Consider the following 12,972-nt stretch of genomic DNA (forward strand, 5'->3'; position numbering starts at 1 on the left):
TAAAGCGCTGCTTTTGAGAAGGGCGTTTTTCGTTCAATTGCTCTTTTCGTTCAATTGCTCTGGGATCATTAAACTTGGGATAAGCAAAAGGGTGCAGCGCAATTATTGCTAAAGTATGAAAATTTATAATGACAACTGTTCAGAAAACTTCTCAAAAAATTGAGCAGAAAACGGCTCAAGTGGCTCTTATTCCAAAGCTTATTCCTGTCTTTACTGGAAATGCCGATGTGCGAGCCGCTTGGGGAGGACGCGGTTCTGGAAAAACACGTTCTTTTGCTTTGATGTCTGCTGTGGTGGGATATCGCCATGGAATGGCTGGAGAACGCGGGATTATTCTTTGTGCACGGCAATTTCAAAATTCTCTTAATGAAAGTTCTTTGGAGGAAATTAAACGCGCTATCGAGTCTTATCCTTTTTTACAAGATTATTATGAAATCGGCGATAAATATATTAAGTCAAAAGATGGACGGATTGTCTATGTGTTTGCTGGGCTTGATCGCAATATCGCAAGTATTAAATCAATGGGACGCGTTTTCCTTTGTTGGGTCGATGAAGCGGAGCCGGTCACTGAGACTGCTTGGCAAACACTTATTCCAACTTTGCGCGAAGAAGGAAAAGATTGGAATGCAGAATTATGGGTCACATGGAACCCATGCCATGAAAATGCAGCCGTGGAAAAACGTTTCCGAAATGTCGATAATCCTCATATCAAAGGGGTGGAAATTAATTGGCGTGATAATCCGCAATTTCCTGAAAAACTCAATCGTGATCGAATGGACGATTTGCAGCAAAGACCAGAGCAGTATAACCATATTTGGGAAGGCGAATATCTCCAAGCTGTCCAAGGGGCTTATTATCAGAAATGCCTGCTGGAAGCCGAAATGGAAGGGCGGATTACCACTGTTCCACGGGATCCTTTGATGCAGGTGAGAATCTTTTGGGATATCGGGGGAACAGGCGCAAAGGCTGATGCTACCGCATTGTGGGTCGCGCAGTTTGTTGGACGGGAAATCCGAGTGCTCGATTATTATGAAGCCCAAGGTCAACCTCTCTCAGAACATGTGGGGTGGGTCTTTCAAAGGGGATATGAAAAGGCTCTTATGGTCTTGCCTCATGATGGCGCAACAAAAGATCGTGTCTATAATGTGAGTTTTGAAAGTGCCCTTCAACAAGCCGGTTTTCAAACCAAAATAATTCCTAACCAAGGAACAGGTGCTGTGAAAATGCGTATCGAAGCCGTACGGCGGTTGTTTCCTGCACTATGGTTTAATCGTGAAACGACATGTGCGGGCAGAAAAGCGCTTGCTTGGTATCATGAAAAGCGCGACGAACAGCGCAATATCGGACTAGGAGCTGAACATGATTGGGCTAGCCATGGCGCCGATGCCTTTGGACTGATGTGTGTGGCTTATGAACAACCAAATGCTAAAGCGCGAAAAAAACCTTATCGCTCGTTTCACCATTCTCAAACTTCATGGATGGCTTTTTAATGAATAGTTCTACAGATTCTTCTTTTAATCAAATCGAAACGCTTGAAAATCAAGCTCTCTTTAAAAAACTCGTGGGTTGGTATCAGGATGATATTGATCATGTCGAAAAATGGCGAAAAAATGCCCAGGAAGATTACGATTTTTATAATGGGCGGCAATGGAATGAGCAAGACTTGGCTGTCTTGCACGAACAAAACAGACCCGTGATGACTTTTAACCGTATTGCGCCTTTAATTAATGCCGTGATTGGGGCTGAGCGCAATAATAAAAGGCAAGTGCAATTTATTCCACGACAAGAAGGAGCTGCCTTTGCGAACCAGATTTTGACAGGAGCAGCCGAATGGTTTCGCGATGAAGCCGATGGGGAATACGAAGATTCCGATGCCTTTCAAGATGCAATTATTTGCGGTATGGGCTGGACAGATACACGCCTTGATTATGAACAAGATCCGCAAGGAAAACCAATCATTGCGCGGCTGGATCCTATGAAAATGGTGTGGGATGCAAGTGCTGTCAAGTCTAATCTTATTGATGCTCAACGCTTATGGTATATTGATGAAAAACCCCTTGCTGTGGCGCAGGAAATGTTTCCCAATGTTCATTGGAGTGACCTTAATGCTGATTGGGTTAAACATCAGAGTTTTTTACATTCAACCAGCGATGGGATGACACAAAATTATCAGTCCGAGAGGGGGTATCAAGGAGAAGAGGGGAGCGGCTATCAACGTCCTAAAATGGTGACATTGGTAGAATGTCGCTGGTTTGAACGCGAGGTGGTTTATAAAGTTCTCGAGCCTCTAAGTGGAAAGTTTGTCGATTATTCAGAGCAGGATTTCCAAAATTTAAGCAAAACCTTTCCTCATGTTCAAGCAACAAGGTTGAACAGAAAAATTGTCAAACGGGCATTTTTAGGTAGAAAGCTGCTTGAAGCGCCTGATAAGCCCTTGGTTCCACCCAATCAATTGGGATGGGAGTGTATTACCGGTACTTTTGATAAGTTAAGCCGGCAATTTTATGGAATTGTGCGCCCTACAAAAGATCCGCAACGGTGGGCAAACAAATATTTTAGTCAAGTAATGCATTTGCTCAATAGCCAATCAAAAGGCGGCATTATGGCAGAACGCGATGCTTTTGATGATGATCGACAAGCCCTCGAGAGTTGGGCTAGAGCCGATAGTATTACTTGGTTGAAAAGTGGTGCTGTGTCTGGCGGAAGAATTCAGCCTAAACCCGTGGCACAATTTCCGCAAGGGTTTTTCCAATTGTTTAATGAAGCAAAGAGCGCACTCGAACAGGTGACGGGGTTGTCTTCTGAATTTATTGGGACGCGAGCTGTCAATCAGCCTGGCATTCTTGAGCAACAACGGCGACAATCGTCACTTAATCTTTTGGCTTCCTTTTTTGATGGGTTGCGTCGATATCGGCAACGACAGGGAAAAATTATTCTCTATCTTATTCAAAATTATCTGTCCGATGGGCGGCTGGTGCGTATTGCCGGTGATGAAAATGCCCAGTATGTGCCGCTGACACGCGAAATGGTGACAAGTTTGGAATATGATATTGTCGTGGATGATGCACCAACAAGTCTTAATGAAAAAGAGCGTACTTTTGCACTGATCATGCAACTGCTTCCTTTGATGCAAAATTTTGCAACGCCTGAGATTATGCTTGATCTCTTACGCTATTCACCTTTACCAGCCTCACTCATTCATAAAATTGCGATAAAGGCGCAAAATTCTCTTCAAGAAGAGCAAAATGCCTCAGCGCAGATGGGGAATAATGTGGGGGCAGACCAGATAATGCAGATGTTGCAGACAGTAAAGGCTCAACAATAGGATGCTTTATGATGCGCTCTCTTGGATGAATTTCATCTATCAGAAGTTGCTTATCTAAACAATGTCCATAGTTACCCATGTTGCTTATGTCGTGCAATGTCGCCTCTCTTTATCTCAGAAGAGCTGTTGTGTTGAGCCGTAGTGTTGGTGTTGGGAAACATCTTTAATAGAGTCTTGCTGTCACGGCGGGGATATGGTGGGAGGTGTTTTGCTGTCATGGTGGGGGAGCCATGTGAGGAGAATGCTGGTGCTAAATGATGAGAGAGCATTGAGGGGATAAGTGCTTATGGGCTGTTTTATCTGAAAAATTTGATTTTATTGTTTAAAAAAAGAGAAGGCTAATGTCATGGATCAAGAACACTTAACGCCGGCAGAACAAAACCAATTGAAACAAGATTTTCTGGTCTCAACACAAGAGGGAGAAGATGGTGAAATTGCAAGAGAAGAAAAAACTCTTGAAGATAATTTTCAAGGGCAAATGCATCAACAACAGGACTCTTCGCAAAAGGCTGGAAAAGAGGTTCAAGGGGGAGAAGATGCTCCACCAGATCCACAAAAAGACTTTATGGGCTATATGCAATGGTTGGGAAAAACACTCCAAAAAAAAGGGCTTTTACATGAAAAACAACAGCCTTCTCTTGGTTTGGAAGCAGAACAGTTACATGCGTTTTTTCAGCAGTCTGTTGCTAGTGTTAAACAAAAGCATCATGATTTTGATCAAGCAGCTGATTTTATTTATGAAACGAGGGCTAAACAGTTGGCAGCTTGTGCTTCGCTCTATCCTGAGATGGCCGATCCCAAAAATATTGATGCGTTGATTGGTGATGAGTTGAAGCAGATCTTGCGCGATTGTGCGCAAAAAAATCAAAATCCGGCTGAAGTGATTTACTCTATTGCACAAAAAATTGGCTACACAAATGTTCCCAATAACATGGGTGAAAATTTACAGGAAAGACACAATTCTGCACGTACTCTTGCTGCTTATAACGGTTTAACGCCAAATGGGCCGATTTCTTTGGATATGCTTGATAAAATGTCAGAAGCAGAGTTTAGCGCTTGGGTTGCTGAACCTAAAAATAAAGCTGCTTTTAATCGTTTAATGGGGGGAAGAGAATTTTAAAAACAAGAATGAGAGGGGGGCGGGAAAGTTAAGAGGCTTTTAGCGCAGGAGAATGCGGGGGAGTGTTTTCTTGCGGGAAAGTTAAGAGGCTTTTAGCGCAGGAGAATGTGGGGGAGTGTTTTTTGCGGGAATGTTAAGAGGCTTTTGGCGCAGGAGAATGCTAGGGGATTTCTTAAACACGGATGTGGAGAGGAGAGCTCTTATAAGGGGGAGGCAGACGCTAACAGAAATTAGATAAAACTCACAAACAACCTATTCACCATTTGAAATGAAATGTGGTGTTTTAACAACCGGCGCTTTGCCGGGTTTTTTATGTCAATAAAACTTTTAGAGGACAAAATGACTGTAACTTATATCGGACTTAATGACCCAATGGCAGTGCGCACATGGTCTAAATTACTAAACCAAGAAGTCTCAAAAGCACTTCCAATTGCACCGTTGATTGGAAATGATTCAAACAGTATCGTACAATTAAAAGATGAAACCACGAAAGCAAGTGGGGATGCTATTAGCTTTAATTTGCGTGTGCAGTTGCTAGGCGATGGGGTGAGCGAAGGGCAGACATTGGAAGGCAATGAAGAAGCTTTACAGTTTCTCAATGATCGCTTGGCAATTAATGAACTCGTTCATGCTGTGCGTGTCAAAAATGAGGGAACGATTGATCAACAACGAATTCTCCATGATTTGCGCACCGAGGCAAAAAATGGTTTGGTTGATTGGTATGCAGATCGTCTGAGTATGATGTTCTTCATTCAAGTTTGCGGGTATACCGCAAAAACAATTAACTTTGAAGGACGCACGATTACCCTTAAACCAGTTCATTATGGGTTTAATGCGCCAACGGCACCAACCAATAAACGTGTGGTACGTCCTAATGATAAAGCAAAAGATGAGGACTTAAAAGAAGACGATGTTTTTGATCTCAGCTTGATTGATAAAGCAGTTGAACGGGCTAAATTGGCAAATCCTAAAATTAGACCTGTGCGGATTGATGGCGAAAATGTCTATGTGCTTTATCTACATCCAACCCAAGTGACACAATTGCGAACCAATACTGATGCGGGGCAATGGCTCGACATTACTAAGGCAATCTATAGTGGAAGTCGTATCAAAAATCCGCTCTATGATGGGTCTTTGGGCATGTATAATGGTGTGGTTTTGCGCGAAGCTGAACATATTACCGAAGGGGTCGAAGCTGGAACTGCTAACAAAGCTGTACCAAATGTGCGGCGGGCTGTTCTGCTTGGTGCGCAGAGTGCTGTGATTGCTTTTGGTAAAGATCGAGGGGCGACACGCTATAAATTGGTGGAGGAACTCTTCGACTATGAAAGAGAATTCGGGGTTGCGGCAAAAACCATTATTGGTATGAAAAAAACTTGCTTTACCTTGCCAGGAAGTACGCAAGGGGCTCAGGATTTTGGCACTATTGTCATTCCAACTTATGGAGCACCCGCTTAAAGCAAATTTTTGCTCTCTTCCCCCAACAAGAGGGATCTGTTGGGGGAAAAATTTAAAATGCTTCCAGAAACAAGGACAGGCTTATGACCACTTTATCCTCTGATCCCCAAAATCTAAACCTTACACATTCAGACCATTCTAAAACTTTTGCTTATATGGTCGCGCTTATTCAAGATGAAATTGACGATACAACAGCGGAATATTCCCTGCAAATTCAAGATTCAATTTTTACGGCTTTGCGTTTGTGTGAACGCGAACCCTTTTTCTTTAATGAAAAAAGAGAAAGGACGTTTAAAACACAAAGTGGTAAAACATGGTATGGGCAAGAAGAAGGGGTTTTTATTGAAGCAGAAAAGAGTTTGGAGGGCGTCTTTTTAGTAACAAAGAGTGCAACACCAACAAAGTTGTTCTTTAAGCCCTTGGAAGTGTTGCATCAACAATATGGTATGCATCCTGCGCTAGGAACGCCATTCTTTTATACCTACCTTGATCAAAAAATAGGACTCTTTCCAACACCAGAACATGTGGAAGCTGTACAGCTTTCTTATGCTCCTGTTCATTTTGCCGATGAACAGCTGAAAGAGGATGATAACCCTTGGTTGATTTATGCTTTTGATCTTATTAAAGCACGAGCAAAATATGAACTTTATAAAAATATTCTTAAAGATCCTGAATATGCCGCCGTTTCTTTCAGAGATTTTCAAGAACAGCTTCAAGCTTTGCGCATTGAAACATCGCGCCGAAAAGGTTCTTCAAAGATCCGCCCAATGCGTTTTTAAAAAGTTCATTTCAAATCGTTTATGGCTGGCGTTGAAGGTTGGTTTGGCACTGGTGGCTGGTTTGTCACTTATGGCTGGATACACGCGTTGGGTGTTGATGGTGAAGGGCTGGTGGATGGCGTTGGGGTGGCCATTATTTATGGTATCGTTTTTTTTTGGTGCGTTAAACAACCTAAGGTTGTTTATTTTGTTGAATTTTATGCCTTTAGAGTTTTAAGGGCTTTTGTGGTTTTTTATCCATAAGCCTTGGTGTTTTGAATGGCACTGAGCTTTTCAAAGGTTTTATGGGGGGCTTTTGATGGCTCTTTCCCCCGTCATTGTGGGGGTTGATTTGCGGGCAGTTGATTTTGGTTTGGCGCTGGTGGATGGCGTTGGGGTGGCCATTATTTATGGTATCGTTTTTTTGGTGCGTTAGACAACCTAAGGTTGTTTATTTTGTTGAATTTTATGCCTTTAGAGTTTTAAGGGCTTTTGTGGTTTTTTATCAATAAGCCTTGGTGTTTTGAATGGCACTGGGCTCTTCAAAGATTTTATGGGGGTCTTGATGGCTTTTTTCCCAATCGCTGATTATCGACCCGATGTGGCGGATATCAATGGAATTTTTACCGATGAACTTGTTAATGTGCTCCCGGCTGATGGCTCCTATATCCCTATGCCAAGTTTTGAGCCTTTATCAGAGCCTTGTCCGGAGCCAATTTTAGGCACTCTTGCGGTTAAAACAAAAAATGGGGTTTCTATTATTGTCGGGACAAGAGAAAAAATCTTCTTGCTTGATAATACAACAATGAACTGGAAAGATATTAGCCAAAAAGGAAAACCTTATCTGGCTAATGTTGATGCTCCGTGGTCTTTTGCTTTGTTTGGTGATTTGATCATTGCGGTGAATGCCAATGATAAACCACAAGTGATTGATATTAACCATGATAAAACATTTAGAAATTTAGGAGGAAATCCACCACAGGCAGGGATTGTTCGAATCTGGGGAGATTTCGTTTGTTTGATGAAATTAACCGAGTATCCAAGAAGGGTTCATTGGTCTGGATTAAATGATGCTGAATTTTGGACCGTGGGGAAAAAAAGTTGTGATTATCAAGATTTTCCTGATGGCGGATTCGTCCAAGGGGCAACGGAGACAACAAATCCAATTATCTTTATGCGTTCTGCAATCTATGCCGGTTCTTTTATCCCTGGCTCTAAGATTATTTTTAGTTTCCAAAAAATCCACGATAAACGAGGCGCAAAAAATGCTGAATCAATTGTTTGTAGAGGCGATTTAGCATTCTTTGCCGATGAGGGCGGGTTTTATCAAATAACAAATGAGGGACAGATTATACCCATTGGGTTCGAAAAAGTCGATCGAACGATGACCGCAAAATCAAGGAAGGATAATCTGTACACTCTATCTGCTGCTATCGATGGGGTGTATAATCGTGTTTATTGGATGGTTGATTCTGATGAGAATCTTCATAAACGTATCTTGCTCATTTATGATTGGGGATTGCAAAAATGGACAAAAGCTCTCGTCGATATCAAAATGATATTGCCTATTTTCTTAGCCGGAACAACCCTAGAAGGTCTTGATTTTGTGACTAAGAATATTGATGACTTGTCCTTTTCTCTTGATAGTAAAGCTTGGAAAAATGAATCGCCTATTCTGGGGGCATTTGATCAACAGGGGAGACTGGGTTCGTTTTCTGGGTGTCCTATGGCTTGTGTCGTGACATCACAAGAAATGGGGCAGACAAATGGCAGGATAACACGGGTGAAAAATATTATGCCTCAAGTCAATAGTGGAAAGTTTTATTTGTCTGTGGGAATGCGCTTTCGACAATCTCTTGAAGAGGAAACTGTTTGGTTGCCAGAAAAACAGCCCTCTTATAATACTGGACAAATTCATTGTCGTGCAAGGGCACGGTTTTATCGCTTTAAATTGCGTATTCCTGAAGGGGTGAATTGGACTCATGTCACTGGATTTGATGTGGAATTGACGCGGGCCGGCATGCGATAGGCATGCCCTTTTGTAATACCATGCGATAGGCTCAAACCTCTATTATTAAAGAACAAATGCCCCATAGACTTCCCAAGCCTTTATAAACAAAGGCACAATGCGATAAGCTGTGTCTTTATAATATGAAGAACAAGGTGGTGCGTTATGTTTCATGCTTTTCTGCGATAAAGGAAAATAGGCTGCACCATGGTTTATTTTTATAAAGAAAAAAGTTCCCTCTTTGTTGTGACAAAGGGATGATGGGGCTTTTTTTCTTTTATTGTGCGGGGGGCATGGAATGCGTGAAGTATGCATGGGGATGCGTATTGCTCAAATGAGGGAAATGACAAAGCTAAAAGAGCTAAAATTATGATGCAAGAGAGTCAAGATTTATATTCTGCTCATCTGACAGAGCAGTGGCCATGGGAAAAAATAGCTCCCTATCAAGAGGCTCTCAATGCTGCATTGAAAAAATATGTTCAGCGCTTTCCGGATGATGTTTGTCTGGAAAAAATTGCTGAAGAAATCGCTACAGGACAAGCACAATTGTGGCTGGTCTTAAAAAATAAAATCCAATTTAGTGCTTTTGCAATTACCAAAGTTGAAATAACCCATACGGGAAAAAAATGCGTCGTTCTCTCTGATCTTGCTGGAGAGGGAGGGCTGAAATTGGTCAAGTTGATTGATGAAGTCGAAAAATGGGCGCGAACAATTAATGCTGAAGAAATGCACATGTTTGGAAGAACTGGATGGGCGAAAAAGCTCGCTCATCACGGATATTCTCGTAATCTTATTCAATATAGAAAGGTTCTGAACCCATGAGTAGAAAAACCACACCTCAAGTGCAGACAACAACACAAACAAATGCTCCACCTGCTTGGGCGGCTGATATTCTTAAACAAGCCAGTGCTGATGCACTTGGACTTTATAATAAAGGAATTGGCGGAAACGTTTATCAGGGAGACAGAGTCGCTGGTCTTAGCAATATGACAAAAAATGCGCTGACCGGTTTACAACAAGCAGCAGGGCTCTATAACAATCCAACGGTAACGCAATGGTTGAGTGCACCAACCAACAGCGCTACAAATCTTTCCGGTATGGCTAAGGGAAGCTGGATTGGAAGCAATAGTAAATTTAATACTGCATTGCAAAATGCTCTGAATAAAACGTCCGATGCAATTAATCAATCGATGTCGGGAGCAGGACGTTATGGCTCTGGGGCTCATACTGGTGTGCTGGCCGATGAGTTAGGCGCCTTGGCAACAAATGCTGCAGCACAGCAATATAATCAAGATATTAACAATATGATGAATGCAAACCAGATGATTGATCGCTCTCAGAATGATCAAGTTAATGCGGCAAATAGCTATTATCAAGGACAGAGTAACGTGCAAAGCAATGCTTTGAAAGGGGGCATGATTCAAGATATAAACCGCCAAAATGTCTTAGATGCTGAACGCCAAAAATGGTCAGAAAAAGATAATCAAGATTGGAACCGATTGCAAAGTTTGTTACAGGTAGGAACACAGGCTGCTGGAAATTACGGAACGACTTCAGGAAAATCCACGACAATGCCTTCTGTGACAAAAGATCCATTGCGTGATGCGCAGCAAGTGCTTGGATTGGTCGGAGGAATTTTAGGGCTTTGTGATGTGAGAGCAAAAGAAAATATTATCCCTGTGGGGCAGAAAAAGGGATATCCACTTTATACCTTTAATTATAAGGGAAATCCACAACGTTATCAGGGCGTTATGGCGCAAGACGTGTTGCGTGTGAACCCTGAAGCTGTTTATGTCAATGCGAAAACAAAGTTATTGCATGTTGATTATGACAAAATAGGCCTGAAAATGGAAAAAATGAAAATGGAGAAAATGCCGGCATCTAAAAATAAAATTGCGGCTTTCTTTTCTTCATTTTTTGCTCGTTTTCCCTTTTTGAAAAAAGAGTATCTTCTATGAGCTCGATTTATGATTGGTCAATTGTTGCATCAGAAAATGCTTATGTCGACGAGAATATAAACTGGGCAGAAGGGCAACCGCCAAGCACAGTCAATGATAGTGCTCGCGCTATGATGCAACGCATCAAAGAATATTTGTTGGATAATGGGGGCGGGATTGAAACACAGTTTACTGTCGATGTGAAAAATGAGAGAACGTCACTTCGTTTGGAAACAAAGTCTTTTTTTGAGACTTATATGGATGGCATTGTTGTGCGCTTTAAAGCACAAGGCGTCAACAGAGGAATAACAAATATTTCTTTAAATCAATTGCTACCACGACCAACTTATATGGCAACACCAGAGGGTATTATGCCTTTAAAGGGCGGAGAAATTCAAAAAGGGGGGCTTTATGAGATCGTCTATACGCGTGATATTGCCGGAAAAAATGCTGATGGCTGGTTTTTAACCAATCCTACTATAAAACTTCCTGAAATTCCGCCCTTTCCTCCTTTGCCTGAAACTTTTTCTTCTGGATTTATCGGGACTTTTGCTACAGAAAAAATACCCTCTGGATGGTTACTGTGTAATGGTAAAGAATATTCGCGAAGGAACTATGCTAATCTCTTTGCTGTTCTGGGAGAAACATGGGGAAAAGGAGACGGGAGAACAACATTCAATGTTCCCGATTTGCGTGGAATGTTTTTACGGGGGCTCGATAGTGGAAAAGAAATTGATAAAGGACGTCGCTTGGGAAGCCGACAAGAAGAGTCTTTTCAATCCCATACCCATGAGGGAAAAACAGATTCAACAGGTAACCACCAGCATAGTTATCCAATGATTGACGAGGTAGTTTGGGATATGAATCACGGTGAATATTATAGACATCTGGCTCAAGTCTACAATAAAGATCGGTTAACGAAGGCTGCGGGAGAGCATGAACATAAGGTCTTGTTGCAAAAAACAGGGGGGGATGAAACACGCCCCGTCAATATGGCGGTGGTTTATGCTGTCAAAGCCTGAGAATGAAAGCTGTGTGAGAGAAAGATAAAAATGCTAAAATGTTTGTTATGAAAAAAAGTCTTATTGAATATAAAGTCTTATAGAATATATTGTGTAGAAAGTTTTGAGGCGCTTTAGAAAAAACTCAACTCTCTTTATTTTTTGTGCTGCCTTTGTTGGATGTCTAAAGGTAAGTTTGCCTATTGTTCTTTAGAGGATCAAGACGGTGATTATTGAAGGTAGGGGGAGAACAAAAAAACTTTCTTTATTCATGGCGTTTTTTGCTGATGAATCAATATTTTAGCTCAAATGCCTCTCTTTTGTGATATCGTGATCCATTATTTCAAGTGCTGGGGTTAAAGCGCTGCTGTGCGATGACAAAAAGCCCCTAGATAATTTTATCCTATTATAGCGTAAAATACCGTCATTAAAACACTATTATTGAAGGTGGTGATATCAGTAAGATAGCTTAAAGTATTTAATACATTAGCAACTGTTCTGGTGAGGATTTGCTTGGTTAAGTATTATGCAAGTGAATCATATAAATAATGAGCAGATATGGAGCCCCTTCAGAGGAGTTGGATTGTTTACAAACCGATGTGGGGCTAAAACCTTTGTCCTTTGAGGGTGGTGGAAAGAGGTCAACGGATATGTTTATTTAAAGCGAGAAAAAGCAAAATGGAGCGCTCCCTTTTTTGGCAAAGCGTGTAGGAAAAAAGCCACTCTTTGTTTTCAAAATGGGTGCACTGTTGGCAAGAGCAGCAGGTTGGCGATGCGTTGTAACGTATGGTGAGGCATTGAACTCTCTGAGATGGCATTTTGTGCTTATCAGGCAACTTCTTGAAACAGGATGAGAGTGATACGAGAAAATCTATAAGACAATAGTTTATCCCGTTGTGTTGTAAAATACCATTGTTTGAGATGCGGTTAAAATTTTATGCATGGGGTGTTTTTCGTCTGTGTGTATTCCTAAAGCAGCGTTTTTTTGTAGAGTAACTCTGGACAGGGGATACATTACAAGGATGCATTTGAAGGGGGAAGCCAAGTCAAATCTGTTAGATAAGAAGCCAGATTGTTTACAAACCATTGTTTATTGATTGCCATTATTTAAAGACCGGTGTGGGCTTTGTCCTTTTGGGGAAAGCTGACACAGCATGCAAGGTGACATGCATTTCTCTTTGGTTTTAGGTGGTAAAATCATCATTTTAGGTGGAAAACAGAGTATAATCTAAAAAAATACCTTGTAAAAATTTTCGATGAGGAATTTTTTTTCAAAAGCTTTTCATATGGTTTTCTGAGGTTTTCTGAGGTTTTCTGAGGTTTTCTGAGGTTTTCTGAGGTTTTCTGAGGTTTTCTGAGGTTTTC

General features: G+C 41.5%; 10 protein-coding genes. All 10 read left to right on the forward strand.

The window, feature by feature from the left end; translation table 11 throughout:
* Positions 1–128: 128 nt before the first annotated feature.
* A complete protein-coding gene (locus tag ACFINR_RS07425) occupies positions 129–1,490 on the forward strand; it encodes a PBSX family phage terminase large subunit (RefSeq protein WP_375653767.1) in 1,362 nt (453 codons plus the stop codon).
* On the forward strand, positions 1,475–3,325 hold the full coding sequence (locus ACFINR_RS07430) for a portal protein (protein WP_375653771.1): 1,851 nt from the start codon (positions 1,475–1,477) through the stop codon (positions 3,323–3,325). Before ACFINR_RS07425 ends, ACFINR_RS07430 begins: the two co-directional genes overlap by 16 nt.
* A 346-nt stretch (positions 3,326–3,671) precedes the next feature.
* Complete coding sequence (locus tag ACFINR_RS07435) at positions 3,672–4,445, forward strand: hypothetical protein (RefSeq protein ID WP_375653774.1); 774 nt, start codon at positions 3,672–3,674, stop codon at positions 4,443–4,445.
* 339 nt (positions 4,446–4,784) lie between these two features.
* Positions 4,785–5,903 carry a N4-gp56 family major capsid protein gene (locus tag ACFINR_RS07440; protein WP_273791303.1) on the forward strand — a complete coding sequence of 373 codons (1,119 nt, stop codon included), beginning with the start codon at positions 4,785–4,787 and terminating at the stop codon, positions 5,901–5,903.
* An 83-nt stretch (positions 5,904–5,986) separates the two neighbouring features.
* The gene (locus ACFINR_RS07445; RefSeq protein ID WP_375613655.1) at positions 5,987–6,682 is read left to right on the forward strand and encodes a hypothetical protein; all 696 of its coding nucleotides are present in this window, start codon (positions 5,987–5,989) and stop codon (positions 6,680–6,682) included.
* Between the two features lie 21 nt (positions 6,683–6,703).
* Entirely contained in the window at positions 6,704–6,925 is a 222-nt protein-coding gene (locus ACFINR_RS07450; RefSeq protein WP_375621459.1) for a hypothetical protein, read from the forward strand.
* Positions 6,926–7,226: 301 nt separating this feature from the next.
* Positions 7,227–8,690, forward strand: coding sequence for a hypothetical protein (locus ACFINR_RS07455; RefSeq protein ID WP_375653777.1), 1,464 nt, complete (start codon positions 7,227–7,229; stop codon positions 8,688–8,690).
* A 348-nt stretch (positions 8,691–9,038) separates the two neighbouring features.
* Entirely contained in the window at positions 9,039–9,491 is a 453-nt protein-coding gene (locus tag ACFINR_RS07460) for a hypothetical protein (RefSeq protein ID WP_375613653.1), read from the forward strand.
* Positions 9,488–10,627: a tail fiber domain-containing protein gene (locus ACFINR_RS07465; RefSeq protein WP_375613652.1), complete on the forward strand. Its 1,140-nt coding sequence runs from the start codon at positions 9,488–9,490 to the stop codon at positions 10,625–10,627. Before ACFINR_RS07460 ends, ACFINR_RS07465 begins: the two co-directional genes overlap by 4 nt.
* Positions 10,624–11,628 (forward strand): phage tail protein, encoded by a 1,005-nt coding sequence (locus ACFINR_RS07470; protein ID WP_375653778.1) that lies wholly within the window; start codon positions 10,624–10,626, stop codon positions 11,626–11,628. The genes ACFINR_RS07465 and ACFINR_RS07470 overlap by 4 nt, the downstream gene beginning before the upstream one ends.
* The last annotated feature ends 1,344 nt before the right edge of the window (positions 11,629–12,972 follow it).

Origin of the sequence: Bartonella sp. AP19HLJMH (genome assembly GCF_042196245.1) — a bacterium.
GTDB lineage: Bacteria > Pseudomonadota > Alphaproteobacteria > Rhizobiales > Rhizobiaceae > Bartonella.

Coding starts and splice junctions, on each gene's coding strand:
- ACFINR_RS07425 (WP_375653767.1), top strand. CDS start 129: ATGACAACTGTTCAGAAAACTTCTCAAAAAATTGAGCAGAAAACGGCT.
- ACFINR_RS07430 (WP_375653771.1), top strand. CDS start 1,475: ATGGATGGCTTTTTAATGAATAGTTCTACAGATTCTTCTTTTAATCAA.
- ACFINR_RS07435 (WP_375653774.1), top strand. CDS start 3,672: ATGGATCAAGAACACTTAACGCCGGCAGAACAAAACCAATTGAAACAA.
- ACFINR_RS07440 (WP_273791303.1), top strand. CDS start 4,785: ATGACTGTAACTTATATCGGACTTAATGACCCAATGGCAGTGCGCACA.
- ACFINR_RS07445 (WP_375613655.1), top strand. CDS start 5,987: ATGACCACTTTATCCTCTGATCCCCAAAATCTAAACCTTACACATTCA.
- ACFINR_RS07450 (WP_375621459.1), top strand. CDS start 6,704: ATGGCTGGCGTTGAAGGTTGGTTTGGCACTGGTGGCTGGTTTGTCACT.
- ACFINR_RS07455 (WP_375653777.1), top strand. CDS start 7,227: ATGGCTTTTTTCCCAATCGCTGATTATCGACCCGATGTGGCGGATATC.
- ACFINR_RS07460 (WP_375613653.1), top strand. CDS start 9,039: ATGATGCAAGAGAGTCAAGATTTATATTCTGCTCATCTGACAGAGCAG.
- ACFINR_RS07465 (WP_375613652.1), top strand. CDS start 9,488: ATGAGTAGAAAAACCACACCTCAAGTGCAGACAACAACACAAACAAAT.
- ACFINR_RS07470 (WP_375653778.1), top strand. CDS start 10,624: ATGAGCTCGATTTATGATTGGTCAATTGTTGCATCAGAAAATGCTTAT.